At 73.3% G+C, this 25391-nt stretch carries 25 protein-coding genes and 3 pseudogenes; 14 read left to right on the forward strand and 14 right to left on the reverse strand.

The genetic code is table 11. The features are described from left to right. From ACIOD1_RS10020 to ACIOD1_RS10040, 5 genes and pseudogenes are all read right to left on the reverse strand, one after another. Nucleotides 1-535 (reverse strand): annotated as a pseudogene (locus ACIOD1_RS10020) (hypothetical protein); the annotation flags it as partial. A gap of 2 nt (nt 536-537) precedes the next feature. Beyond that, nucleotides 538-1131: a toxin-antitoxin system, toxin component gene (locus ACIOD1_RS10025; RefSeq protein ID WP_365612847.1), complete on the reverse strand. Its 594-nt coding sequence runs from the start codon at nt 1129-1131 to the stop codon at nt 538-540. A 184-nt stretch (nt 1132-1315) separates the two neighbouring features. Then, a complete protein-coding gene (locus tag ACIOD1_RS10030; protein ID WP_365612845.1) occupies nt 1316-2527 on the reverse strand; it encodes an MFS transporter in 1212 nt (403 codons plus the stop codon). Nucleotides 2528-2622: 95 nt separating this feature from the next. Further along, nucleotides 2623-3255 (reverse strand): nucleoside/nucleotide kinase family protein, encoded by a 633-nt coding sequence (locus tag ACIOD1_RS10035; protein WP_401901416.1) that lies wholly within the window; start codon nt 3253-3255, stop codon nt 2623-2625. A gap of 26 nt (nt 3256-3281) precedes the next feature. Continuing rightward, nucleotides 3282-3872 (reverse strand): hypothetical protein, encoded by a 591-nt coding sequence (locus tag ACIOD1_RS10040; protein ID WP_401901418.1) that lies wholly within the window; start codon nt 3870-3872, stop codon nt 3282-3284. 125 nt (nt 3873-3997) lie between these two features. Here ACIOD1_RS10040 and ACIOD1_RS10045 point away from each other — a divergent pair, with 125 nt between their 5' ends. Continuing rightward, nucleotides 3998-4276, forward strand: a complete 279-nt coding sequence (locus ACIOD1_RS10045) for a DUF6400 family protein (RefSeq protein ID WP_365612836.1) — start codon at nt 3998-4000, stop codon at nt 4274-4276. Beyond that, the gene (locus ACIOD1_RS10050) at nt 4263-4520 is read left to right on the forward strand and encodes a hypothetical protein (protein WP_365612833.1); all 258 of its coding nucleotides are present in this window, start codon (nt 4263-4265) and stop codon (nt 4518-4520) included. Before ACIOD1_RS10045 ends, ACIOD1_RS10050 begins: the two co-directional genes overlap by 14 nt. A gap of 66 nt (nt 4521-4586) precedes the next feature. Here the strand turns inward: ACIOD1_RS10050 and ACIOD1_RS10055 are convergent, their stop codons facing one another. From ACIOD1_RS10055 to ACIOD1_RS10065, 3 genes are all read right to left on the reverse strand, one after another. Next, complete coding sequence (locus ACIOD1_RS10055; protein ID WP_401902313.1) at nt 4587-5561, reverse strand: MASE1 domain-containing protein; 975 nt, start codon at nt 5559-5561, stop codon at nt 4587-4589. A gap of 46 nt (nt 5562-5607) precedes the next feature. Further along, nucleotides 5608-6426 carry a PP2C family protein-serine/threonine phosphatase gene (locus ACIOD1_RS10060; protein WP_401901421.1) on the reverse strand — a complete coding sequence of 273 codons (819 nt, stop codon included), beginning with the start codon at nt 6424-6426 and terminating at the stop codon, nt 5608-5610. Nucleotides 6427-6682: 256 nt separating this feature from the next. Continuing rightward, a complete protein-coding gene (locus ACIOD1_RS10065) occupies nt 6683-7714 on the reverse strand; it encodes an aldo/keto reductase (protein WP_365612827.1) in 1032 nt (343 codons plus the stop codon). A 124-nt stretch (nt 7715-7838) separates the two neighbouring features. Here ACIOD1_RS10065 and ACIOD1_RS10070 point away from each other — a divergent pair, with 124 nt between their 5' ends. The 4 genes from ACIOD1_RS10070 (at nt 7839) to ACIOD1_RS10085 (ending at nt 12087) form a co-directional block, all read left to right on the forward strand. Next, nucleotides 7839-8492 (forward strand): ArsR/SmtB family transcription factor, encoded by a 654-nt coding sequence (locus ACIOD1_RS10070; protein ID WP_401901422.1) that lies wholly within the window; start codon nt 7839-7841, stop codon nt 8490-8492. Then, nucleotides 8489-9946, forward strand: coding sequence for an MFS transporter (locus tag ACIOD1_RS10075; protein ID WP_401901423.1), 1458 nt, complete (start codon nt 8489-8491; stop codon nt 9944-9946). The genes ACIOD1_RS10070 and ACIOD1_RS10075 overlap by 4 nt, the downstream gene beginning before the upstream one ends. Before the next feature lie 53 nt (nt 9947-9999). Then, nucleotides 10000-10566 (forward strand): GNAT family N-acetyltransferase, encoded by a 567-nt coding sequence (locus ACIOD1_RS10080; RefSeq protein WP_365612818.1) that lies wholly within the window; start codon nt 10000-10002, stop codon nt 10564-10566. Nucleotides 10567-10797: 231 nt separating this feature from the next. Beyond that, on the forward strand, nt 10798-12087 hold the full coding sequence (locus ACIOD1_RS10085; protein ID WP_401901425.1) for a serine hydrolase domain-containing protein: 1290 nt from the start codon (nt 10798-10800) through the stop codon (nt 12085-12087). Nucleotides 12088-12141: 54 nt separating this feature from the next. Here the strand turns inward: ACIOD1_RS10085 and ACIOD1_RS10090 are convergent, their stop codons facing one another. Then, a complete protein-coding gene (locus ACIOD1_RS10090) occupies nt 12142-12666 on the reverse strand; it encodes a GNAT family N-acetyltransferase (protein ID WP_365612815.1) in 525 nt (174 codons plus the stop codon). Nucleotides 12667-12789: 123 nt separating this feature from the next. Beyond that, nucleotides 12790-13716: an MBL fold metallo-hydrolase gene (locus tag ACIOD1_RS10095; RefSeq protein ID WP_401901427.1), complete on the reverse strand. Its 927-nt coding sequence runs from the start codon at nt 13714-13716 to the stop codon at nt 12790-12792. A gap of 98 nt (nt 13717-13814) precedes the next feature. Between ACIOD1_RS10095 and ACIOD1_RS10100 the strand changes: the two genes are divergently transcribed. Both ACIOD1_RS10100 and ACIOD1_RS10105 read left to right on the forward strand, forming a co-directional pair. Then, complete coding sequence (locus ACIOD1_RS10100; protein ID WP_401901429.1) at nt 13815-14768, forward strand: AraC family transcriptional regulator; 954 nt, start codon at nt 13815-13817, stop codon at nt 14766-14768. Nucleotides 14769-14903: 135 nt separating this feature from the next. Further along, a complete protein-coding gene (locus tag ACIOD1_RS10105; protein WP_401901430.1) occupies nt 14904-15686 on the forward strand; it encodes a 3-hydroxybutyrate dehydrogenase in 783 nt (260 codons plus the stop codon). Nucleotides 15687-15728: 42 nt separating this feature from the next. Here the strand turns inward: ACIOD1_RS10105 and ACIOD1_RS10110 are convergent, their stop codons facing one another. After that, entirely contained in the window at nt 15729-16148 is a 420-nt protein-coding gene (locus ACIOD1_RS10110; RefSeq protein WP_401901432.1) for a DUF5990 family protein, read from the reverse strand. A gap of 158 nt (nt 16149-16306) precedes the next feature. Between ACIOD1_RS10110 and ACIOD1_RS10115 the strand changes: the two genes are divergently transcribed. Further along, entirely contained in the window at nt 16307-17068 is a 762-nt protein-coding gene (locus ACIOD1_RS10115) for a YqjF family protein (protein WP_401901434.1), read from the forward strand. A 44-nt stretch (nt 17069-17112) separates the two neighbouring features. Here the strand turns inward: ACIOD1_RS10115 and ACIOD1_RS10120 are convergent, their stop codons facing one another. Both ACIOD1_RS10120 and ACIOD1_RS10125 read right to left on the reverse strand, forming a co-directional pair. Continuing rightward, nucleotides 17113-17811, reverse strand: coding sequence for a phosphatase PAP2 family protein (locus ACIOD1_RS10120; protein ID WP_401901436.1), 699 nt, complete (start codon nt 17809-17811; stop codon nt 17113-17115). A 120-nt stretch (nt 17812-17931) separates the two neighbouring features. Next, complete coding sequence (locus ACIOD1_RS10125; protein ID WP_401901437.1) at nt 17932-18780, reverse strand: class I SAM-dependent methyltransferase; 849 nt, start codon at nt 18778-18780, stop codon at nt 17932-17934. Between the two features lie 107 nt (nt 18781-18887). Between ACIOD1_RS10125 and ACIOD1_RS10130 the strand changes: the two genes are divergently transcribed. After that, nucleotides 18888-19481 (forward strand): TetR/AcrR family transcriptional regulator, encoded by a 594-nt coding sequence (locus tag ACIOD1_RS10130; protein ID WP_365612791.1) that lies wholly within the window; start codon nt 18888-18890, stop codon nt 19479-19481. Nucleotides 19482-19682: 201 nt separating this feature from the next. Then, on the forward strand, nt 19683-20504 hold the full coding sequence (locus ACIOD1_RS10135; protein WP_401901438.1) for an HAD family hydrolase: 822 nt from the start codon (nt 19683-19685) through the stop codon (nt 20502-20504). 112 nt (nt 20505-20616) lie between these two features. Here the strand turns inward: ACIOD1_RS10135 and ACIOD1_RS10140 are convergent, their stop codons facing one another. Further along, complete coding sequence (locus tag ACIOD1_RS10140; protein ID WP_401901441.1) at nt 20617-20973, reverse strand: zinc ribbon domain-containing protein YjdM; 357 nt, start codon at nt 20971-20973, stop codon at nt 20617-20619. 229 nt (nt 20974-21202) lie between these two features. Here ACIOD1_RS10140 and ACIOD1_RS10145 point away from each other — a divergent pair, with 229 nt between their 5' ends. From ACIOD1_RS10145 to ACIOD1_RS10155, 3 genes and pseudogenes are all read left to right on the forward strand, one after another. After that, nucleotides 21203-22201: a linear amide C-N hydrolase gene (locus tag ACIOD1_RS10145; RefSeq protein ID WP_401901443.1), complete on the forward strand. Its 999-nt coding sequence runs from the start codon at nt 21203-21205 to the stop codon at nt 22199-22201. A 300-nt stretch (nt 22202-22501) separates the two neighbouring features. Then, a pseudogene (locus ACIOD1_RS10150) lies at nt 22502-24868 on the forward strand (discoidin domain-containing protein); the annotation flags it as partial. Nucleotides 24869-24964: 96 nt separating this feature from the next. Continuing rightward, a pseudogene (locus tag ACIOD1_RS10155) lies at nt 24965-25336 on the forward strand (discoidin domain-containing protein); the annotation flags it as partial. Nucleotides 25337-25391 lie beyond the last annotated feature (55 nt).

Here is a 25391-nt window from a genome sequence, read left to right on the forward strand (position 1 = left end):
AAACAAACAGAAAACCAGATACCACTCCCAGACAGCATATCAAAAGGGAGGTCATGATCAGGGTGGACGCGGTGTGGGCCAGGAGGTAGAGGGCGATCATCTCCCGTACGTACGGCGTGTGGGCGTAGTGGGTGTCGAAGTCGCGCAGTCGTTCGTCGGGCGCGTCGCCGAGGTGGAACAGGGCGAACAGCGCGACGATCACCGCCGCGTACCAGCCGACGCACCAGCGGGTGGCCCGTCGGATGCGCTGCGGGGATCCGCCGCGCCAGTTGATGAGCAGCAGGATCCCCGAGCCGGAGCAGGCCATCAGCAGCGAGTAGACGAGGGGGGCGGAGAAGTTCGCGACGCCGGTCAGTTCGTTGACCCGGGCGATGGTGGGGGTCGCCGCGAAGAAGAACACGGCGACGGTCGTCACCAACAGGGCCGTCACCGACCTCAGCAGGGGGTCGTGCGGGTTGCGGAGCAGGCCGGGTAGACGGAGCAGACCGGCGGGCGCTCCGAACAGTACGGCGACGTAGAAGCCCGTGTCCGACACCGTCAGCCCCGCGGGCCGAGGTGGCCGAGGGCCGCCCCGATGCGGCCCGATGTCGTCGTCCGGTCGGGTGTGGCGGAGGGGCCCGGCCGGAGCAGGTGGCGCAGGGCGTGGGCCAGTTCGAGGCCGTAGCGTTCGGCGGCCTCCTCCTCGCGCTCCTGGCGCCGGGCGGCCGATCCGTCGGGTTCGAGCAAGGCGGGGCTCTGTCGTCCGGCGACGGCGAGGACGGAGGCGACGACCCGGCTCAGGTCGGTGTCGTGGTGGAGGAGCCGGCCGGCGGCGGAGCCCTCGGCCATGTGCTGGTGGCAGTGGCCCAGTTCGAGGTGGCGCAGTTCGTGTCCGGCGATGATGATCTGGTGCTCGGGGACGGTGCGCCGCTCGACGACGACGAGGTCCTGGGCCCCGAGGTCCAGGGCGAGCCCGCTGGCGGTGCCCGGCGGGAACGAGGTCGTACGGAAGCCGATGGTGCGGCCCCGGCGTTCGCCCATGGCCTCGCAGAGGGCCTGACAGATGGTCTCGCCCCGTGCGGGCGCCTCCACATGGGCGACGGCGTCCACCAAGGCGCCGATCGACCGCCGGATCCCTCGTTGCCCGAACACCGGTCTCCCCCCTCGCCTCTGCTCCCCGGCCGCTCCCCCCGCGACCTCGCTTCACGATCTTCTCACCCCGGGGCGCCGGGCGGGGAGGGCCGGCCCGAAGGGGCGGGGTGGGCGGCCTCGTGAGGAGGCGGAGCGGAGGGGCGTCCGGTCAGGTCAGGTCCGGTCGGGTCGGTCCGGGGGGCGGTCAGTCCCCGGGGCCGACCGGGTCCGGGGCCGGGGTACGGGCGCGCAGGACGAGGTAGGCAGCGGCGGCGCAGACCAGGACCGCCATGCAGGCGATGAACACCAGCCCGGCTCCCTCCAGGCCCATCGGCCCGGAGAGCACGCCCACGCCGATCACCGGGAGCGAGATGCCGGTGTACGCCACCACGAACAGCGTGGAGATCACCGCCGCGCGGCTCTCCGCCGGGGAGGCTCCGGCGACGGCGCCCAGCGCGCCGCGGAAGGCGAGCCCCTGGCCGACGCCGCCGACCAGGGCGCTCAGGGCCACCAGGAGGAGGAGGTCCCAGTGGAGGGCCGCCGCGAGGAGGCCCAGGCCGACGAAGAGGATCGCGCAGCCCAGGGGGAGGGAGACGTCCGGGCCGGTCCGGCCGGCGGCCAGCTGGCCGCCGATCGAGGCGAAGAAGGCCAGGGCGACCACCAGACCGCTGACGGCCCGGTTGTGCACGTCGAGGGACTCGGCGAGGAAGGCCGGACTGACCGCCGTGAACACGCCGAACAGCGCGAATCCGACGAACGAGGCGAGCGCCGCGGGCCAGAAAGCCGCCCGCACCTGTGGGGGCAGGCCGGGCTTCTGGGGGCGTACGGCGGCGAGCGGCCGGCGTTCCCGCACGGTCTCGGGCAGTCGCAGCAGCACGGCGCAGGAACAGACCACCAGAGCGAGGTGGACGACGAACGGGAGGCTCAGCGGCCACGGGGCGTACTGCGCGAGGATCCCGGCCAGCAACGGCCCGCACCCCAGACCACCCATGTTCGCTGCGGTGGCCACGAAGGTGGCCCGGGCGCGTCCGCCGGAGGGCGCGAGGTCCATCACGTACACGGTGGCGGCGCCGGTGAACAGGCCGGCGGACACACCGGAAAACAGCCGACCCGCGTAGAGCCACGGCGTGCCCGTGGCCAGCAGGAAGCAGATGGCGCTCGCCGCCGCGAAGCCGAGGCCCGCCAGGAGCACGGGCCGCCGACCTACCATGTCGGAGGCGTTGCCGGCGAGCAGCAGGACGCCGATCACGACGAAGGCGTAGACGGCGTAGACGACGGTCACCGTCAGCTCGGAGAATCCGAATTCCTGCTGGTAGAGGCTGTAGAGCGGGGTCGGCAGCGTGGTGCCGGCCATGCACACGGCGAACACCGCGCCGGCGAGCAGGCACGGGCGCCATCCTCGGTGATCACCGTCCATCCGCTGACGTTAACCCGCCACGCCTGCGCGGCGGCGGCGACGGGCCGGGCCGCTGCGGGCGCGGCGCGGGGGCCGGCCCCCGCGCGGCGGGGCTGTCAGTCGACGGGTACGACGAGGTCGGCCCGGTCGCGTCCGGGGGCGATCAGGCGGGCGTTGGCCTCGTCCGAGCGGGCCACCCAGGCGCGGGCGCGGGCGGGGTCCTTGCCGTGGCGCACATGGCGGTCGACGAGCCGACGGACCCGCAGGGTGTCGTCCGGGGCGAGGAACCAGGCCTCGTCCAGGAGGGGCCGGATCCGACGCCACTCCCCCGCGTCGTGCAGCAGGTAGTTCCCCTCGGTGATCACCAGGGGGACGGCGGGATCCACCGGAACGCTCCCGGCCACCGGCTCCTCCAGGGTGCGGTCGAAGGCGGGGGCGTAGACGGTGCCCGTGTCCCCACCGTCGCCGGGGCTCGCGCGCAGGCGCCGCAGCAGGGCCGCGTAGCCTGCCGCGTCAAAGGTGTCCGGGGCGCCCTTGCGGTCCGTCCTGCCCAGCCGTTCCAGTTCGACCCGGGCGAGGTGGAAACCGTCCATCGGAACCACCACCGCCACTTCCGGCCCGAGGGTCGCGGCCAGCCGGGCCGCCAGCGTCGACTTCCCGGCGCCCGGCGGCCCGGCGATGCCGAGGATCCGCCGTCCGCCCCGGGCCGCCAGGGCCCGGGCCCGCTCTTCCAGCTCCGTCGTGTCCACGTCGGCATCCTCCCCCGACGGCTCCCTCAGCGGGACGGCGGCCCGGGTTCCGGCGGCGGGCGGCGGGCGGCCAGAGCCGTGGCGGCGCCGAGGAGGGCGAGGGCGAGGAGCAACGGGGCCCACGGCGACCGGGCGCCTTCCACTTCCGAGGAGACCCGCCGGTCGGGGTCGTAGGCGACCCGGAGTCGACCGCCCGGGGCAGCCAGACGGTGGTCGTCCTTGAGTTCGCTCGGGTAGCCGCCCGGGCAGCGCAGGACGTGGCGGTAGACCGTCCTGGTCGGAGGTCCTCCTTCGCCGAAGGAGGCCTGGGGCTTGCCGTGGACCTCGACGACGGCGCAGTCGGCGACCTCCCCGCGCACGGCGACCCGGTCGGCGACGGCCACCGTCGTCAGCAGCCCCAGCGCGAGCAGGAGGGCCCCGAAGAAGCCCGCGTTGCCTCCGACCAGCCGGAAGCAGGCCGTCGTCGCACCGGCGATCAGCACGGCGCCGATCGGGACGGCGACGGCCGTGGACGGCGCGGTCGCGCCCGCGAAGCACCAGTGCGACCACCCGTACACGGCGGCGGCCGCCGCCACGGGCAGCGCCGCCGCGGTCGTGCCCCGTACCGTCCGGTCCATGTCCACCACCCCCGGAAGGGGACGCGGTGGAGCCCGGCCCCGGTTGCCGGCCGTGGCGACGCCCGCGTTGTGACAACCCCCACCCTCCCTTGACCCCGCAAGGAAGGGTTACCTAAGTTCGAGGCATGGCCCCCCACGACCCCACCCCTCCCACCGGCCCCGACGCGTCCGGGCTGGTCGACTTCTCCGTCGATCTCTCCTCGCAGGAGGTGCTGCGACGGGCCCAGGTGATGGCCGCTCTCGGCCCCGACTGGGACCCCGTCGAGGTACTGCTCGGCGAGGAGGCCGCGTACGACCTCCTGTACTCCGGCCTCGACGCGGAGCAGCAGCGCCTCTACACGGACCTGGTCGCCGCCGGTGTGCTGCCCGCGCGCGGGGACGGGGGCGGCCGTGTTGCCCCTTGACCCGCAGGCCGATCCCGGACGCCGGGCCTGGGTGGCGTGTCCGCGCTGTGACGACGTACGCGGCTGCGCCCCCTGCGAGGAGCGGCGCACCTGCTCCGCGCACTGGCGCTACCTGCTCTCCAACAACGGCAGCCTGCTGCACCTCCAGTGCCCCGGCTGCACCCACGTCTGGCAGCACGAGACGGGCTTCGGAGCCACCCGCTCCCTGTGGACCCGCGTGACGAGCGGCCTGCCCCGCTTCTGACCGGCCCGCTCCGCACGGCGATCGAGCGGTCGGGCCGAGCGGCGGGGCCGAGGCGGATCCCGGTGCTCAGTCCCTCGGTGGTGGCGGTGGGGCCGGGTGTGCGCCCGGGGCGAGGTGGGCCACCACCTCGGCGAGGTCCGCGCAGACCTCCGCGATCCCCCGGCGGATGTTGTTCTGCTCGGTGACGAGTGCGGCCAGCAGCAGGCCCGTCAGGGCCGCCGCCCCGTTGAGGGCCTGGAGGGTGACCATCACCTCGAAGAGGGTGTGCTGCGCGAAGGGACCCGCGTGGTCGGTGGCTGCCGAGATCGCCAGCACGCAGACCATCAGGGCGCAGGGCGCCGCCCCGGCGAGCTGGAAGCGGGCGGCAGCCCAGATGAGCAGCGGGAAGACGAGGAAGAGGATCGAGAGCGGGCTGCGGGTGGCGACGAGCGCCATGGCCGCGGCCGTGACGAAGAGGATCACGGCTTCGGCCACCCGATAGGGGTCCCTCGGCATCCTGGCATGACGCAGGACCAGCAGCAGCGGGGTCACCAACAGGACGCCCATCGTGTCCCCGGCCCACCAGGCCGACCACACCGGCCAGAACTTGGCCGCCGGCAGGTTCCCGGTCAGCACCAGGGTCCCGGTGCCCGCGGTGGCACTGATCATCATCGGCACCAGACCACCGAGGAAGACGAGGGCCATCCCGTCGCGGAGCCGGTCCAGCTCGGGCCGGAAGGCGACCCGGCGCAGCAGCGCGTACGCGCACAGCGGCGCGAGGGTGTTGCCGGCGACGATGCCGAGGTCCTCGGGGTTGAAACTGCTGAGGCGCTCGACCGCCAGGTAGGTGCCGAGTGCGAGACCCGGCCAGATCCGCGGACCCCACCAGAGGAGGCAGGCGACGGCGATGCCGGTCGGTGGCCACAGGGGGGTGACGATGGCCCCCTGGACGGTCACCTGGCGGAGCAGCCCGAGCCGACCGCTCAGGTAGTAGGCCGCGGCGACGGCGAGGATCTGCAGCAGCGCCAGGGCCGGACGTCGCCATTCCATGGTGCGCATCAGAGCATCAGACAACAGGCCGGCAGTCCCGCGCCGGCGTGACACGCGGTTACGGGGCGTGCGCGGGCCCGTGACTGAGGACGAGGACCGCGGCGTCGTCGGCGTGGCCGGTGGAGTCGGCGACCCTCATCACCTCGGCGGCCAGCCCGTCGGGATCGCCGCCGGGGTCCGCGCGCAGGATCGCCGCCACCTGTTCGAGGCCCTCCTCTATGGGGAAGGACGGGCCCTCGACCACGCCGTCGGTGAGGAGGACGAGCGAGCCGGCGGCTTCCAGCCTGCGGCGGGCCACGGGGTAGACGACGCCGGGCACGGTGCCGAGCGGGGGGCCTCCGGCGTCCTCCGCGACACCGGAGCGGCCGTCCTCGGTGGCCCAGACGGTGGGAACGTGGCCGGCGCGGGCGCTCTCCAGCATGCCGGTGGCCGGGTCGAAGCGGAGCAGGGTGCAGGTCGCGAAGAGTTCGCGGTCCATGGCGAGGAGGACCTCGTTGGCGCGGCTCAGCACCTCGCCCGGGTCGGCCACGACGGCGCCCACGGCGCGCAGGCAGATGCGGACCTGCCCCATGAAGGCCGCCGCCGCGACGTCGTGCCCCTGTACGTCGCCGATCGAGAAGGCGAGGGCGCCGCCGGCCACCTCGAAGCCGTCGTACCAGTCCCCGCCGATCTCCAGACCGGTCCGGGCCGGGGCGTACCGGGCGGCTGCCCGCAGGCCGGGGAGGCCTGGGAGGGTCGCGGGCAGCATCTCGCGCTGGAGCGCCTCCGCCAGTTCCACCCGGGCCTGCTGGAGCTCCGCGCCCTCGCGCGCCTGGGCCGTGAGTTCCCCCAGCATGGTCAGCAGGTCGGCACTGCCCGGCCGGGAACGGCGGCTCACGGCGCGCCCCGGGGCGCGCCGCGGCGTGATGCGCCGCCGTGCCCTCTCGCCTCGTCCATTGGATCGTCCCCGCTGTCACCGCGTGAAAGGCCCCTGCCGGCCGGGTTCATCATATTTCGACCCGGCCGGCTCCGCTCGGGCCGGCGGTCGCGGCCCGCGATACCGGTGTTGGCGCGGCGTGCCGGCGCGCGGGCGGGGCCGGGAGGGCGGGCTACGCCGAAGGCCGGTGCGCGGGCCTCCGGCGGGCAGCCGGCGGTCAGGGCAGGGGGACTCCGCGGGCGGTGGTCCAGAGTTCGTACCACTCCTCGTGCGTGAGGACGGGCTCGGCGAGCGCCGCGTCGCGACAGGCGCGGATGCGGTCCGGACGGGCCGTCCCGATGACGGGCTCGATGCCGGCGGGGTGGCGGCGCAGCCACCACAGCAGGACGGACTCGGGGGTGGTGTCCTTGCGCTTGGCAAGATCCGCCAAGAGCGCGGCCGTGGCGTGCTCGGCGGGGGTTTCCTGACGGCCGGTGAACCGGCCTTGGGCCAGGGCTCCCCAGGCCTGGAGGCGGATGCCGTGGTCGGCGCAGTGCTCCAGGGTGCCGAAGGGAAAGCCGTTCCCGGTGGCCCCGGAGGTGTTGAGGAGCACCCCGGCCTCGACCCAGTCCCGGCTGTGCAGGCTCATCTCCAACTGGTTGGCCACCAGGGGCACGTCGAGCCGGTGTTGGAGGCGGGCTATCTGCGGGGCGCCCATGTTGGAGACGCCGAAGGCGCGTACGAGGCCCTGGCCGTGCAGGGACATCAGGGCAGAGGCGATCGAGTCCGGGTCGGCGAGCGGGTCGGGGCGGTGCAGGAGGAGGACGTCGATCACGTCGGTCCGCAGCCGGGTGAGGCTCTCCTCGACCCGGCGGACGATGGTCTCTCCGCGCAGGTCGTACAGGCCCGGGCGGCCCTCGCCGCCGAGGCGGATGCCGCACTTGGTCTGGAGGGTGATCCGCTCGCGCAGCCCCGGCGTCCGGGCGAGCACCTCGCCGAAGACGGCCTCGGCCTTGCCGTGCCGGTAGATGTCGGCATGGTCGAAGGCGGTGATCCCGATGTCGAGCGCGGCCCGGACCGCGGCCTCCGCGGCGTCGATGTCGGCCGGCGTGTGGGGGCCCGGTTCCCAACTGCCGCCCAGCCCCATGCATCCGTAGATCAACCGTCCGCCCCTTCGGTCGCTCCGGCCCGTTCCCGAGCCCGTGTCCGCGCTCTTGTCGGTGCCGGCGTTCTTGTCCGTGCTCGTGTCCGTGTTCGTATGCGTCGCCACGGGGCCAGCGTAGGGGCAGGGCGGGGAGCGGGCGGGGCCCGGATGGGACGAGCGTGCGAACTTTCCCAAAGAAATACTGCAAAATATCTTTTGGAAAGCCTCTTGCCGTCTCTAACCTCCTCCCATGACCGGCGAAGACCAGCAACGCGTCCTCGATCCCGAACGGGACACCGCGGCCCTCAAGGCCCTCACCCACCCCTTGCGCATCCGGCTGCTCGGGCTGCTGAGGCAGGACGGCCCGGCCACGGCGAGCGAACTGGCCGCCGTGACCGGCGAGTCCTCCGCCTCCACGAGCTACCACCTTCGCGTCCTGGCGAAGTACGCCTTCGTGGCCGAGGCCGAGCACCGGGACGGGCGGGAGCGGCGTTGGCGGTCGGTGCACGCCGCGACCACCTGGAGCAACGGCGACATGGAGGCCTCCCCCGCCAGCCGGGCCTTCCTCGCCTTCAGCCGCCGGCGCCAGGTGGAACACCTGGCGGCCTCGCTCGCCCGCCACGAGGCGGACACGGCGGCCGGTCGCCTGGCGCCGGAGTGGGTGGAGCCGTCCGGGATCAGCGACCTGACGCCCCGCCTCACCCCCGAGTCCCTGACCGAACTGTGGGAGGCCATCGACCGGAAGCTGACGGAGCTGACCGCCCGCGACGCCACCGATCCGCGCGCCGCGCAGGTCGTCTTCATCGCGGCCGGACTGCCCCTCGCGGGCCGGACCCCCGGTCGCACGGAAGCCGACGGCGCAACCGACCGGGACGCGGCGGGCGGGGCGGGCGAGGCGCGGTGACCGGCTCCCTCGACCCACGGGCGGCGCGCCGCCGCTACGTCGCGACCTGTGTCCTCTTCTGGTTCCCGATCGGCCTCGCGGTCACCCCGCTCATCCTGCTCTTCACCCAGCGCGGCCTGGCCCTCACCACCGTGGCGGGCTGTTTCGTCGCCCACTCCCTGACCGCCGCACTCCTCGAACTGCCCACCGGTGGGCTCTCCGACGTGCTCGGCCGGCGCGTCGTGCTCGCCACCGCCGGGATCCTGAACCTGGTGGCCTTCACCGTCCTGGGCCTGGGCACGGCGCCGTGGCTGCTCGCCGTCGGCATGGGCCTCCTCGGCGCGGGGCGCGCCCTCGCCGGCGGACCCGTCGAGGCCTGGTACGTGGACACCGTCCACGCGGGCTCGGGCAGCGAGGTCGGCGAGGTCGGCGAGGTCGGCGAGGTCGGCGAGGTCGGCGAGGTCGGCGAGGTCGGCGAGGTCGGCGAGGTCGGCGAGGTCGGCGAGCAACGCTACTCCGAGTCGGAGTCCGAGTTGCGGACCGGGTTGGCCCGGGGTGGTACCGCCACGGCGATCGCGCTCGCCGCCGGCACCCTGCTCGGCGGGGGTCTGCCCTGGTTGCTCGGGCTGTCGCCCGGACTCGTCTCCGGCTTGGGCGAGTTCACCGGCGGGCGGGTACTGCCGCTCTCCGTACCGCCGTTGCTGGCGGCGGTCGCCCTGTCGGCGTTCATGTTCCACGTGCTCACCGCCCTGCCGGAGCCCGCCGTCCGCCCGAGCGCCACCCCGCGCGCGGTGGTGGCGGGAATCCCGGCGACCGTCGCCGAGGGGCTGCGCCTGGGCGGGCGGGACGCGCTGGTCCGGCGGGTCCTGCTCGGGGCGGCGGCGACCGGCTGCGCCCTCGCCGCCGTCGAGCTGCTCACCCCGGGGCGGGCCTCGCTCCTGACCGGCGCACCCGAGTCCGGCGCGATGCTCTTCGCGGTACTGGCCTGCACCGGCTTCCTCTGCTCGGCGGGCGGCAGCCACCTCGCACCGCTCACCGCCCGATGGGCGGGCGGCGGCGAACGGGCCGTGCTGGTCGGCCTCGCCACGGGCGCTACCGGCCTGCTGCTCCTCGGGGCCACCGCCGCGTTCTCCGGCCCCCTCGCGACCGGCTGCGCCGCCCTGGCCTACGCGGTGGTCTACCTGGGCCTGGGCGCGGCGGGCCCCAACGAGAACGCCCTCCTGCACGGACGCGTGTCCGGCGCGGGACGCGCCACAGCGCTCTCCGTGCAGTCCCTCGCCCTCCAGGCGGCCGGCGCCCTGACCGGCCCCGCCGTCGCGGCCCTGCCGCCCGGCCCGACACCCTGGATCGCCTCCGGCGCGGTCCTCTTGGCGGGATCCCTCCTGTGGTTGCGCCGACCGACCCCCGCCCGGCTCCCCGCCCCCGCCCCGCGGGACCTCGTGGCGGGCGGCCGGTCGGAGCGGGGCGTGGCGTAGGGCCCGGCCGCGACCAAGGCGCTCCGTGGGGGGGATCCGCATATGATCGGCCGATGTACGTCACCCCCCGGGTCGAAGTGGCCGCGACCGCGAACTCGCCCCGCCTGGTGCTCCGTTCCTGGCGGGAGTCCGACGCGGACGCCCTGTGCGAGGCCCACCGGGACGTGACTTTGCGTCACTACTCCACCCACCACCTGGACACCACGGCCGACGCCCTCGCCTGGATCAGGGACCGGGAGGTCGAACGGGCGGCGGGAGCCGGCTTCGCCTTCGCCGTGACCGGTGCGGAAGCGGGAGCCGACGGCCCGCGACCGCTGGGCAACGTACTGCTCAAGGGCGTCGCCGTCGGCAAGCCCACGGCGGAGGTCGGGTACTGGACGGCGCCGCACGCGCGCGGGCTCGGTGTGGCGCCCCGCGCCGTGGAGGCCGTGACGGCATGGGCGTTCGAGACGTTGCGGCCGGCCGGGCTGGAGCGCCTGGAGCTGCGGCACCAGTCGGACAACGAACCCTCCTGTCGGGTCGCACTGAAGTGCGGCTACGCCCTCACGGGGATCCTCGCCCCCCATCCGCCCGACTTCCCCCTCGACGGACACCTCCACGTCCGGCGGTCGGACGGCTGAACCCGGACCCCGGAGTGCCGGACCGTCAGGAGCGTTCCACACACGGCCGGTGAGAGGCCCCACAGTGTCGGGGCGCACACGCTCCGATCAACTTCCGTAAGCTCGTGACCAGCGCGTTCGGCCGTCAACTGGGCTCGTCCAGACCATGGTTTCCGCCATTCCCGGGTCTACTCCACGGCGGATCCGGCGGCCGGACGCCATGTACCGGATTCGATCGAGTCGAGGATCAACGTGCTCCTGCCCCCCACCCACCGCCGTCTGGCCGTCGGCGCCGCCCTGTTGGCCGTCGTGGCCGGTGTGGCTCCCGCCACCGCCGCGCAGGCCGCGCCCGCCCCGGCCGCCCGCACCGCCCCGACCGGCGGCTCCCTCCCGGCTCCCGATCTCGACGCGCTGGACCAGGCGCTGCTCAACACCCTGGCCGCCGGAGCGCCGGGCGCGATGGCCAGGATCACCGATCCCTCGGGCGTGCGGACCAAGACCGAGGGCGTCCGCGACAGGGTCACCGGCGAGGCGATGGACACGCGGGCCCGCTTCCGGATCGGCAGCGTCACCAAGACGTTCTCCTCGGTCGTCCTGCTCCAGCTGGTGGACGAGAAGAAGATCGAGCTGGACCGGCCGGTCAACGACTACCTGCCGGGTCTGCTGCCCGACGACCGGATCACGGTCCGTCACCTGCTGACCCACCGCAGCGGTCTGTCGGACTACACGAACGCGATGTTCTACCAGACCGTTCCGGGCTTCGAGGCGGTGCGCAACAAGGTCTTCACTCACCAGGAGCTGTTGCAGCTCTCGCTGGACGAGCCGCGGACCACCGAGCCGGGGGTCTCGTACAAGTACTCCAACACCAACTTCGTGGTCGTCGGCATGCTCATCGAGAAGCTGACCCACCACAAGGCGGCCGACGAGTACCAGCGCAGGATCATCAAGCCCTTGGGGCTGCGCGACACCTCGTACGTACACCCCGACACCCGGATCAAGGGTGCGCACATCAGCGGCTACCTGACTCCGGACGAGGCCGGCGCCCCCTTGGTCGACTCCACCGAGCAGACGGTGTCCTGGGCCCAGTCGGCCGGGGCGATGATCTCCACTCCGGCCGATCTCAGCACCTTCATGTCCGCGCTCCTCAAGGGCAGGCTGCTGTCGTCGACGTCCCTCGACGCGATGCTGACGATGACCCCGACGGACGCCACGAACACCCGCTTCTACGGGCTGGGCCTGCGCCGCTACGACCTGTCGTGCGGCGCCTCCGTCTACGGCCACACGGGCACCGTGCAGGGTTTCTACACCTACGCGTTCACCACCCGCGACGGGAAGCGCAGCATGACCGCGATGGCGAATGTCTCCAACCAGGGCGCGGCCAACACCGCTCTGGGCGGCACGCTGGAGGCGGCGTTCTGCGGCAAGAAGCCGGCTCAGGCGACCGCGCGCGGCTTCGCGGCGGGCGCACCCGCGACCGGTCCCGCCCCGGCAGCCGGTCTCGCCCCGGCCGAGGTGGACCTGCCGGAGCGCAACTCCCGCTGATGGTTTGACCGTTCGACGGGTCCCGCCCCGGCTCCGGCCGGCGGCGGGACCCGCTCAGAGGTCGATCCAGTACCGCCGCTTGGGGCCGATGAGGGTCTCGCGGACGTCCTCCAGCACCCCGCCGTTGCGTTCGATGGTGCGGGCCGAGGCCTCGTTGTCCGGGTCGCAGGTGAGCAGGACCCGGTCCATGCCCATCAGGCGGGCCTCGTGGAGGACCTCGGACAGGGCCCAGGTCGCCAGACCGCGACCGCGCGCGGAGGGCCGCACGCTGTAGCCGATGTGGCCGCCGGCGTCGAGGAGGAACGCGTTGAGGTGGTGGCGGAGGTCGATCGAGCCCAGGAAGGTGTCCCCCTCGGCGATCCACCAGGAGGTGGCGTGGACCCGTCCGTGCTCCAGGGGGACCGTACGGTCCCCGTACGCGCGCAGGCGCTCGGTCCAGGCGGCGAAGCCCTCGGGGGTGGACACGTCGTCGTCACCGTCGAGCGCCGCGCCGGCCATGTGGGCGTCGGCGCCCCACTCCTCACCGGCGGCGAGCCAGGAGGCGTACAGGCGGGGCGTGGGGGAGATCAGCTCGGGCATGTCGCCGACGGTAACAGTCGCGAGATCCGACGACGCAATCCCGTGGGGCGACGCCCACGGCCATCGGCGCACGTCAGCGGCGTGTACCAGAGGCGCACGGGTGCTGTGCGACGGTGCCGCGCCTCAGCGGCCGTCCGCGTAGGGCGCCCACCGGGACAGGGCGAAGCCCGGGCCCTCGCGCCGGACCTCGACGGCGCCCGGCCCGCCGAAGTGCGCCGGCACGACCAGCTCCCTCTCCTCGGCGGCCCGGCCGAGGATCCTGTGGCGCGTCGCCGCCGCCCCGGCGGGGTCCATGCAGAAGCAGCTGTTGTGGTCGGGGTCGAGGATCTGGACGGGGCTGTGCAGGAGGTCGCCGACGAAGACCGCCCGCTCGCCGCCGGAGTCCAGCCGCAGCACGGCGGAGCCGGGGGTGTGGCCCGGGGCCGACTCCAGGGTGAGGTGCTCGTCGATCCGGTGGGTCCCGTCCCACAGCACGGCCTGGCCGGCCTTGACCACGGGCGCCACGCTGTCCTCGTAGAGCAGCCGGTCCAGCTCCCGCAGCCCGCCGCCGTAGTCGTGGTCCGGGCCGAAGTGGAACGCGTCGGCGGCCGGGATCAGGTACCGGGCGTTGGGGAAGGTCGGCTGCCAGTCCCCCGCCCCGTCTCCGGCGTCGTGGGTGTTCCAGCCGACGTGGTCGGCGTGGACGTGCGTGTTCACGACCACGTCCACGTCCTGCGGGCGCACCCCCGCCCGTGCGAGGGCGCCGAGGAAGTCCCCGTTCCAGTGGTGGAAGGGACCGCCGCCCGGCCGTTCGCGTCCGTTGCCTACTCCGGTGTCGATCAGTACGGTCCGGCCGCCGCTGCGCAGCACCCAGCTCTGCAGGGCCATCATGGCCATGCCGTCCGCCGGCCCCACGTGGTCCGGGACGAGCCAGTCCGCGTTCTCCTCCCACACCCGCTCGGGGGCGTCCGGGACGAGGTCCCGCGCGGGGAGGAACGACCCCTGCCACTCGACGACCCGGAGGACCTCGACGTCCCCCAACACCATGCTCTGCCCGCTGTCGTTGTCCATGGCCCCGACTCTAGGACGGGGTGAGCGAGTCTCCCAATGCCCGACGGGCTCACCGGGATACGCGAGCCGCTCATCGCCCGCGCGCTTAGGGTGGCCGGATGGATCTGGTGAGCGATGCCATCGCGGCCGTACGGGTGGGCCGACCCTCCTCCAACCGGGTTCGGGTGGACGGGCGTTGGTGCGTACGGCTGCCTCCGTACGAGGGCGCGGGCTTCCACGTGGTGCTCACGGGGAGTTGTTGGCTGCTGCCCGACGGGGGTGAGCCGATCACCCTCGGCCCGGGGGACGCGGTCCTGCTCCCGCACGGGGCGGGGCACGTGCTCGCCGACGGGCCGGCCGACGCGCGGACCGTGGCGCGGGCGGCGTCGTTCGAGGAGTTCACGCGAGGTGCGCGGGACGACGCCGCCTTGGCGGCGGGTGCCACGGGGTCGGGCAGAGTGGAGTTGTTGTGCGGGAAGTACCGCCTGGACCGCAGCCGGGCGCACCCGCTGATGGCCGAGCTGCCCGAGGTCGTGCACCTGCCGAACCGGGTCGGCTCCGCTCCCGAACTCCGTGCGGCCATAGGCCTGTTGGGTCGTGAACTCGACGGGCGACGGGCCGGTTCGGAGATCGCGGTGCCCGGTCTGCTCGATCTGTTGCTCGTCTACATGATCCGGTCCTGGACGGCCGGGGCCGGCGCCGGCGTCGGTTCCTGGTCCGCCGCCCTGGGCGATCCCGTGGTCTCGGCCGCCCTGCGGGCCCTGCACGCGGATCCGGCCGCGCCCTGGACGACCGAGCGACTGGCGGCGGAGGCGGGGGTCTCCCGGCCGACGCTGGCCCGCCGGTTCACGCCCCTCGTCGGCCGCCCGCCCATGACGTACCTGACCTGGTGGCGGCTCCACCTGGCGGCCGCCCGGCTCCGGGACACCGAGGACTCCCTGGGCGCCGTCGCGCGCCGGGTGGGGTACGGGACCCCGTACGCCCTCTCGCACGCCTTCAGCCGGGAATTCGGCACCACGCCGGGGCGGTACCGGGCCCAGCGGGCGAGGCCGGCGGAGGTCGGGGCGGGCTGAGGGTCGGGGGACGGGGGTGTGGCGCAGCACCGGCGCGGCGGCGAACGGCTGTGGTGGCTGCCGCCATGAGGGGCCTCGGCGGTGTGGTGGCGGTGCACGTCGGCCGGGTGGTCTCCCGTCCGTAGGGTTTCGCCCATGACGAGCGGATTGCCTCCAGCGCCTGCCCCGACGTCCGTCGACCTGACGGGTCGCGTGGCCATGGTCACCGGTGGCGGCGGTGGCATCGGGCGGGCCTGCTCGGTGGCGCTGGCCGCCGCGGGGGCCTTCGTCCACGTCGCGGACGTGGACGGGGCGGCGGCGGAGTCGGTCGCCGGGCTCGTCGGCGGACGGGCCCACACGGTGGACCTCGCCGACGCCGAAGCGGTGGCCTCGTTGCCCGCCGGGATCGACGTCCTGGTCAACAACGCGGGACTCCAACACGTCGCGGGCATAGAGGAGTTCCCGCCCGAGCGGTTCGAGCTGATGCAGCGGGTGATGGTGACGGCGCCCTTCCTGCTGATCCGCCGTTGTCTCCCGCACATGTACCGGGTCGGCTGGGGCCGGGTGGTGAACGTCTCCAGCGTGCACGGACTGCGGGCCAGCCCCTTCAAGTCGGGATACGTCACCGCCAAACACGCGCTGGAGGGCCTCAGCAAGGTGACCGCGCTCGAAGGTGCCCCGCACGGGGTGACCAGCAACTGCGTCAACCCCGGTTATGTGCGCACCCCCCTGGTGGAACGTCAGATCGCCGATCAGGCCCGGGCGCACGGGATCGCGCCGGAACGGGTGGTGGCGGAGGTCCTGTTGCGCGGTTCGGCGATCAAGCGCCTGATCGAGCCGGAGGAGGTGGCCGCCGTCGCCGTGTGGTTGTGCGGTCCCGCCACGGCACACGTCACGGGCTCGTCGCTGCCGATGGACGGCGGGTGGAGCGCCGCCTGATCGCCCTCGCGCTCGGGAGCGCGGTCCCGGATCGGGTCCCGATCAGGTCCAGATGATCGTCGGTGGGCGCACCGAGCCGCACAGGGGTGCGCCCCGGGCGTCGCTCAGCGCGAGGTTCCCTTCGACGGTCCCCCGCTCCGGGGCTCCGGCGGGCAGGTCATCGAAGTAGAGCTTCGCCCGGCGGAACATGACGAACTCCCCACCCGGCGGCCGGTCCCCCCAGGTGAGGTAGAAGAACCTGGCCCCGCGGCGGCCCTGCACGTGGGGCCCGCGGTGGTCGAGCGTGCCGTCGGGGGCGGCGACCACCGTGACGGCGAACTCCCAGACGGCCCCGGCCGCGTCACCCGGGACCAGCCCATCCGGGTCCCGGCCCCGCTGGACGGCGACGTGGACGTGGCGGAGCTCCCCGAAAACCCGTCCGGGGAGGTCGCGGCCGGTCACACGGACGGCGAGTGTGGGCATGCGCGCCACTCTACGAGTCCGGGCGGACCCCGGGCGGACGGATCCGCGGGGGCACGAAGGCACGGGCACGGGGCACGGGGGCCGGGGCACGGCGACGCGCGGGGCCCTCCAACCGTCCGGCTCTGTACCACGGCCGACGGGGCCGGGAGACTGGTGTCATGCCGTCATCCGTCGAACCGATCCGCGCCGACCCGCCCTCCTCGACGCCGCAGCCGCTGCTCACCCAATCCTGGCTCGACCTGACCCTCCTGCACTGGGCCGTCGATCCCGAGCGGGTCGCTCCGCTGCTGCCGCCCGGTACGGTGCCCGACACCCTCGACGGGGTGACGTACGTGGGCCTCGTCCCCTTCCGGATGGACGGCGTGGGTTGGTTCCGCCTGCCCGCCGTGCCCTACCTGGGCAGTTTCCCCGAGACGAACGTACGGCTGTACTCGGTCGACCCGCTGGGTCGGCGCGGGGTGGTCTTCCGCTCCCTGGAGGCCGCGCGGCTGATCCCGGTGGTGTTCGGCCGCGCGGCCTTCCGGCTTCCCTACCACTGGGCGCGGATGTCCGTCGCCCGCTCCGGCGACGTCCTCACGTACACGAGCGTCCGCCGTCGGTCCGGATCCGGCTCGGACCGCTCCGGCGCGCGCTCGCGGATCCGCGTACGGGTCGGCGGGCCGATCGGGGAGCCCACGGAACTGGAGCATTTCCTCACCGCCCGCTGGTGCCTGCACACCGGCTACCCGGGCGGCACGCTCCACCTGCCCAACGCGCACCCCCGCTGGCCGCTGCACCGCGCGGAGCTGCTGGACTGCGAGGAGGACCTCGTCGCCGCGGCCGGGCTGCCGGGGCCCTTGGGCGCGCCCGCCAGCGTCCTGTACTCCCCCGGCGTACCGGTCCGCTTCGGGCGACCGCGCCGGATCCCCCGTCCCGCATGACCGCCACGACCGGTCCGTCGTGACGGTGGGCGCGCCGCAGATGATCAGGGGGCAGCGGGAGGGTGCACGGCGGCCCGGACCCGGGGGAAGTTCAGGTACGCGCAGGCGAGCAGGGACAGCCAGGTACAGGCGAAGAGCCAGCCGCCGATCACGTCGGTGAACCAGTGGACGCCGAGGTACACCCGGGTGAGGCCGACGGCCACGCCCCAGACCGCGATGAGGGCGAGCACGACCCGGGGCACTCGGCGGCCGGACAGCAGGAGCGCGGCGATCACCAGCCCGGCGGTCATCAGGCCGGTACTGCTGTGGCCGGACGGGAACGACCAGCCGGTGGCGTGGGTGGCCCAGTCCGCGAGCGGGGGCCTGTGTCGGGTGATCAGGATCATCGTCGTGAAGCGCAGGGTCTGACCGACGGCGAGGCAGAGTACGAACACCGCGGCGGAGCGGATCCGTTGGCGGGGGGTGCGGCCCACGGCGGCGCCCGCCAAGGCCACGGCCGCGTACGGGACGACCTTGGTCCCGGTGGAGGTGACCGCCCGGGCCCACGCCGCCGCGGCGGCGGGCCGGTGGTTCAAGGCCCAGACGTGGAGGGCCTCGTCGCCCGGGAGCGGAGCCCCGCGCGCGTGGAGCACCCAGACCGTGAGCAGTGCGAAGAGCAGCGCGGCGACCGCGGCGACCCCGGCGGCCACCGCGACCCCCACGGGTCGACGGGCGGTGCGGGGACCTCCGGCGGGTTCGGCCATGCGGTGCGGCCCTCTCGTGCACGGTGCTCGGGCGGGGTCGGGACGAGGTCCACTGAACCCTAAACGATCTGCCCCCTCCCGCCCGGTACCCGGCACGGGACCGACCCGACCCGGGTCGGGTCAGGAGCTGTGCGCGGTGGCGGTCAGGAGCCATCCGGTGCTGCGGAGCCGGACCGCCCCGGCGCTCTCGTGGGTCTGGAGCCGGGCGGTCAGGCGCGCGCGGGCGCGGGTCCGCGTGGCGGGGTCGACCGTGCTCAGGATGTGGCGGCCGGGCCCGGTGTCGAGCAGGAAGTCCGCCGCGTCGCCGGCGGTGGCGCCCCAAACCCCCGACGCCCGGACGTGTTCGGCGCGGACGTCCCGGAATCCCGCCGCGCGCAACAGGGTGGTCGAGGTGTCGGGGTCGGAGAGGGAGAACATGCCCGGACCGCCCGTGGCCGCGAAGTCGCCGATCGGGAGGATGTCTCCGAGGGCCCCGAGAGCCGTCAGCCAATCGTTGCCCTCGGGCTCCGCGGCGCTCAGGAGTGCGATGCGGCCGCCCGGTCTGAGGGCGGAGGCGATGTGACGGAACGCGGTGGCGGGGTCGGAGAAGTACATGATGCCGAACCGGCTGATCGCGACGTCGAATTCGGCCCGGGGCAGGGGGTGGACCTGGGCGTCGCCGTGGGTGAAGGAGACGTTGTCGAGGCCTTCGTGTGCGGCGAGGGCGCGGGCCCGTTCGAGCATGGGGCCGGAGAGGTCGAGGCCGAGCGCCCGTCCGGGGGCGGCGGCCCGGGCCGCCAGGCGGGTGGTGGCTCCGGCGCCGCAGCCGATGTCGAGGACGTTCTCGCCGGGTCGGATCGACGCGGCGGCGAAGAGGGGCCGGTCGAAGCCGGCGTTGACCGCGTTCCAGCGGTCGTGGTGGGCGGCCCAATGGGTGCCCTCGTAGCCGTTCCAGGCCCGCGCCTGGGCGGTGTCGGTGATGTTCCGCATGCGGATGGGACCTCCGGGAAGAGGGAAGGCGCCCTAGTATGGGCGCATGCCCAAACAGTATGGGCGCACGCCCATACTGGCAATCCCCCCAGTCCAGGAGGAAGTTGATGTCACCACGCGGAGTGGCCATCGAGGATCTGCGCGAGAGGCTCTTCGCGGCGGCGGACCGGGTGCTGGCCCGGGACGGGGCGGCGGGGCTGACCAGTCGGGCGGTCACCGAGGAGGCCGGCTGTGCCAAGGGGGTGCTGCACACGCACTTCGCCGGCCTGGACGAGTTCGTCGCGGAACTCGTCCTGTTCCGCTTCGCGTCCGCGGCCGCGCTCTGTGAGGACCTCCCGTCGAGGGCGGGCACGGGCGCGGTGGGCGAACACCTGGCGGGCGTGGCGACGGCGGTGCTGACCTTGGATCCGGGACTGGTGGGCCTGGCCGTGACCCGCTCGGCGGCGGCGCAACGGGTGCGGAGCGCGTGGGAGTCGGGAGCCCCCGGCTTCGCCGTCGTCCAACGGGCCGTGAGCGACTACCTGCGCGCGGAGCGGGACCTCGGGCGGGTGGCGGCCGACCTGGACGCGGAGACCGTCGCGCTGGCGTTCGTGGGCACGCTGCACCACCTGTTGATGACGGGCTCGGCCCCGACGGAAGGCGGAACGGCTTCCCGGGACCGGGTCGAACGGCTGGTGCGGACGCTGGTCCGTACGGCCTGAGGCGGGCCGCGCGGGCGGGGCAGCAGGCCTCCGGCGTGCCCACGAGGGGCACAAAGGGGGTTCGGCTCGGGACCTTCGGCGCCTCGGCGTTCCGTCGACCTGGCCGACACTGAGGGCAGCCGGGGGGGCGAAGGCACTCCGGCGACCTCCGGCGCGTCCGCGTCCCCGGAGGACGGACGAGAGCAACCGAGGGAATCAAGGATGTCCTACCGACTGGTCGCGACCGACATGGACGGCACGCTCCTGGGCCCCGACCACCTGCCGTCCACACGCTCGCGGGCGGCCCTGGGGCTGCTGGGGCCCGCCGGCGCGACCCATGTGGTGGTGACGGGCCGCCCCGTCCCGCTGATCCGGGAGGTGCTGCGCGACCTCGACTACGAGGGCCTGGCCGTGTGCGGTCAGGGGGGTCAGATCTTCCACGTCGGCCAGGACCGGCTGCTGTCCTCGGTCCTCATGGACCGCGATGTCGCCCGCCGGGCGCTGGACCGCGTCGAGGCGCGGACCGGGGAGTTGGCGTTGAGCGTGAACCGCGACGGCCTGGACGGGGAGATGCTGGCCGGACCCGGGTTCACCCTGGGCGGCACACTGCCCATGACCTCGGTGCCCCGGGGCCCCGAGCTGTGGGCCGAGCCGCTGAACAAGGTCACCATCCAGCACCCGGTGCACGACGACGACACCCTCGCCGCGCTCGCGGTCGAGGCGGCCGGCGATCTGGTGGAGGTCATCGTCACCGGCCCCGGCATGGTCGAGCTGACACCCCTGGGCATGACGAAGGCCTCGGGCCTGGCCTGGGCGGCGCGGCGCATGGGCCTGACCGCCGCCGACACGATCGCCTTCGGGGACATGCCCAACGACATCCCGATGTTCCGGTGGGCGGCCCACGGCGTGGCCATGGACAACGCCCACCCGGACCTCAAGTCGATCGCGGACGAGGTCACCACCTCGAACGCCGAGGACGGGGTGGCCGCCGTCCTGGAACGCCTCTACGGCGGATCCCTCGCCGGCGGATCCCTCTGCGCCTGACCCTCCACAGCGGATCCCTCAGCGCCTGACCCTCCACTGCGGATCCCTCCACGGCGGGCCCCTCCGTCGCCGGGCCCCCCTCCGCCGCCAGGATCCCGCGTCGGCGGCCCGGTCAGACCTTGCGGACCACCGAGGACTTGAGCTGCATGGGGCCGAAGCCCTCGACCTTGCAGTCGATGTCGTGCCCGTCGACGCCGTCGACGAGGCGGATGTTGCGCACCTTGGTGCCGGCCTTGATCCCGCTCGGGCTGCCCTTGACCTTCAGCCCCTTGACCACGGTCACGGTGTCCCCGTCGGCCAGCACGTTGCCGACCGCATCCTTGACCACGCGTTGCTCGGCGGCTTCACCGGACTCGTCTGAGGCGGCGGGCCACTCGTGGCCGCACTCGGGGCAGACGAGGAGGGCGCCCATCTCGTAGGCGAAGGTGCCGGAGCATTCGGGGCAAGGGGGCATCGGGTTGTCAGTCACCGAGTCAGTATATTTCGGCCATCGCCCCCTTCCGTTCGACCGGTCCGTTCGACCGGCCCCCTCGACCGGTGCGTTCGACCGGCGCCCTCGACCGGTGCGTTCGACGGCAACGGTCATGTCGAGGCGCGGGCCGAGGGCCGATCAGGTTCTTTCGGCCCGGCCGGGTAGTGGGCCCCCCTCGCCGGTGGCAGTCCTGACGCGTTCGGCTCACGCGGAAAGGGATGCGCCCATGTGCACTCGGATCTTGTGGAACACCAACCGCCACGCCGTCCTCACGGGTCGGACGATGGACTGGCCGGAATCGACGGAACCGGTCCTGACCATCTTCCCCCGAGGGCTCGCGCGTGACGGCGGCGCACTGGGGAACTCCACGGTCGTCGCCGAAAACCCACTGCTCTGGACGAGCCGACTCGGCTCCATCGTGACGACCGTCTACGGCGCCGGAACGGCCGACGGCCTCAACGAGGCCGGCCTCGCGGCGCACATGCTGTACCTGGACACCACCGACGTCGGCCCCCGGGACCCGGCGAGGCCGGGTCTCCAGATCGCCCTGTGGATCCAATACCTGCTGGACCTCGCCCCCACCGTGGACGAGGCCCTGGCCCTGCTCGACACCTTCCAGTTGGTTCCGGTCGAGATGCACGGCTTCCGGGCCACGGTGCACGTGGCCCTGGAGGACGCCTCGGGCGACTCCGCGATCATCGAGTACATCGGGGGCCGACGGCGGGTGCACCACGACCGCGGCCACACGATCATGACGAACGAGCCCGCCTACGAGGAACAGCTCCGCCTGCTGCGGGAACAGGTGCGGATCGTACGAGCGCTCGGCCACGACCAGGCCGGCAGCGAGGTTCCCGTACCCGGGAACGTCAACGCCGTCGACCGCTTCCAGCGCGCCGCCTACTTCGGCGCGCTACTGCCCGAGCCGGCCGACGACCGGCAGGCGGTCGCCACCATCCTGGCCGTCACCCGCAACGCCTCGGTGCCCTTCGGCGCGCCGTACCGCGAGGGGAGGTTCCGGACCTACAACACCGAGTACCGCACCGTCTGCGACCTCACCGGCAGGCGGTACTTCTTCGAACTCACCACCGGCCCGAACCTCCTGTGGGCCGAGCTCGACCGATTCGACCTGTCGCCCGGCGCCCCCGTCATGACGCTGCGCCCCGACGGCGTCGACCTCGTCGGGGACGTCTCGGACAGGTTCACGTCCTCGCCCGCGCCCTTCTGAGGCGCCCGGCCGCCGGGCCGGCAGCGCACGGGGGCGCGGGCAGCGGGCACACGAAGCGGCGACAAGATCGGGCATACGACTCTTCTGCAAGTGTTTATTGCGGGGTCGAGTCTGTTTTTTGCATAGGTTCATAGACTTCCTTCATTCGGAGTCGTAGCCTCCCGCGTTGAGCCACTTCCGCTCCCCGCCGATCGAGCCGCAAGGACGTGCGTGCCCGTGCCCCAGTCGCCGCAGAGTCACCCTCCGACCCCCGATCAAGTCCGCGCCCTCAGACGGCGGGGCGCCGCCGTCTTCCTCGCCATGTCACTGACCGCCACCGCGGCCCTCACCGCCCTGACCTTCGGCAGCGCCCCCGCCGCGCACGCGGCCGGGGTGCCGGCGCCGTCGCCGGTCGGCATACCCGGGCGGGGCGCGACCGTCCCGTTCACCGAGTCGGAGGCCGAGTACGCGGCCACCAACGGCACGCTCATAGGCCCCGACCGCCTCTACGGCCGGCTCCCCTCGGAGGCGTCCGGCCGGCAGGCCGTCACGCTGAACGCCGTCGGCCAGTACGTGGAGTTCACCCTCGACAAGCCCGCCAACGCGATGTCCCTGCGCTACAGCCTCCCGGACACCGGGGACGGCAAGGGGCGCGACGCCACGCTGGACGTGCGGGCGAACGGGCAGTCGGTGAAGACTCTCGCCGTCACCTCCAAGTACAGCTGGTACTACGGCGGGTACCCCTTCAACAACAATCCCGGCGACACCAACCCGCACCACTTCTACGACGAGTCCCGCACCCTGCTGGGCTCCACCTACCCGGCCGGCACCAAGATCCGCGTGCAGGTGACCTCGACGGCCCAGTCGCCCACCTTCACCGTCGACCTCGCCGACTTCGAGCAGGTCGGCTCGGCCGCCGGCAAGCCCGCCGGGGCCCTCGACGCCGTCGCCGACTTCGGGGCGGACCCGACCGGGGCCACCGATTCCACGGCCCGGATGCAGGCAGCCGTGGACGCGGGCCAGGCCCAGGGCAAGACGGTCTACGTCCCGCCGGGCGACTACACGCTCTACGACCACGTCGTCGTGGACGGCGTCACCGTCCAGGGCGCGGGCCCCTGGTACACCGTCTTCGGCGGTCGCGACCCGGTCAACCGCAACCGCGCGGCCGGCTTCTACGGCAAGTACGTGCCCGGCGGCGGCTACACCGGCCCGGTACGGCCGCACGAGGCCAACGGCCCGAGCAAGAACGTCACCCTCAAGGACTTCGCGATCATCGGCGACATCCGCGACCGGATCGACGACGACCAGGTGAACGCCCTGGGCGGCGCGATGTCGAACTCCACGGTCGACAACCTCTGGATCCAGCACGTCAAGGTGGCGGCCTGGATGGACGGCCCGATGGACCGTTTCACCATCAAGAACAGCCGTTTCCTCGACATGACGGCCGACGGCGTGAACTTCCACACCGGTGTCACGAATTCCCGGGTCACCAACACGTTCGTGCGCAACGCCGGTGACGACGGCCTGGCCTCTTGGCCCCAGGACAAGCCGAACACCGACATCAGCTTCGACCACAACACGGTCGTCCTGCCGATCCTGGCCAACAACATCGTCACGTACGGCGGCAAGGACTTCACCATCTCGGACAACGTCATGTCCGACACCATCAGCAACGGCGGCGGCCTGCACATCGCCAACCGCTACCCCGGGGTGAACTCCGGCAAGGGCACGGCCGTCGCGGGCACCATCACCGCCGCGCGCAACACCCTGATCCGTACCGGCAACAGCGACTTCAACTGGAACTTCGGCGTCGGCGCGATCTGGTTCTCCGGCCTCAACGAAGCCGTGCAGGGCGCGAGCATCAAGATCTCCGACACGGACATCCTCGACTCCTCCTACGCCGCGATCCACTCGATCGAGGGTCCCATCAGCGGAGTCGAGTTCAGCAACATCAACATCGACGGAGCCGGGACCTACGCCATCCAGGCCCAGTCGAACATCGCGATGAAGTTCACCAACGTCACCGCGAAGAACATCGCCCAGGCGGCGACCCCGATCCACAACTGCATCGGGGCCGGCCTCCAGATCACCGACGGCGGCGGCAACTCCGGCTGGAACACCGGGCAGACCTGCTCCGGCGTGTGGCCCGCGCCTGTGTGGACCAACGGGGGCGTGCCGAGCGGGCCGACCACGCCTCCCACCAGTCCCCCGACCACCCCGCCCACGACGCCTCCCACCACTCCCCCGACGACGCCCCCGACCACCCCGCCGAACGGCAACCTGGCCCAGGGCAGGCCGGCCACCGCCTCCTCGGCCGTCCAGTCGTACGCGGCGGCGAACGCCGTCGACGGCAACGCCTCCACCTACTGGGAGAGCGCCAACAACGCCTTCCCCCAGACGCTGACGGTGGACCTCGGCGAGGCCAAGCGGATCGGCAAGGTCACCCTCAAGCTGCCGCCGCCCTCGGACTGGTCCGCGCGCACCGAGACTCTCTCGGTGCTCGGCTCGACCGACAACGCGACCTGGTCCACGCTCCGCGGTGCCGGGGGCGTCACCTTCGACCCCGCCTCCGGCAACACCGCGACGCTGACCCTGGATCCGGCCACCGCCCGCTACGTCCGGCTGAACGTCACCGCGAACACCGGCTGGTCGGCCGGCCAGCTCTCCGAATTCGAGGTCTACGCGGCCGACGGCGCCCCGACCACGCCTCCCACCACCACGCCCCCGCCCACCACCCCTCCGGCCGGCACCAACCTCGCGCGCGGCCGGAGCGCGACCGACACCACCCACACCCAGGGCTACGTGGCCGGCAACGTCACGGACGGCAACGCCGGCAGCTACTGGGAGAGCGACAACAACGTCTTCCCGCAGTCCCTCACCGTCGACCTCGGCGCCACTCAGACCGTCGGCCGCCTGGTGCTGAAGCTCCCCGCCGCCTGGGGGACCCGTACCCAGACGATCACGGTGCTCGGGTCCACCGACAACGCCAACTGGGCGACGCTGAAGGCCTCCGCCGCCCACACCTTCACCGAGGGGGCGAACACGGTCACCGTCACCTTCCCCGCCTCCGGTGTGCGCCACCTGCGCCTCACCTTCACCGGCAACACCGGCTGGCCGGCGGGCCAGCTGTCGGAACTGGAGGCGTACGGCTCGTAGGGGGAGCCGGCGCCGCCACTCCCGCGCCACCCCTCGCCGGAGGCCGGCCCGGAGT

Source organism: Streptomyces sp. NPDC088097 (genome assembly GCF_044741845.1).
Taxonomy (GTDB): Bacteria; Actinomycetota; Actinomycetes; order Streptomycetales; family Streptomycetaceae; genus Streptomyces.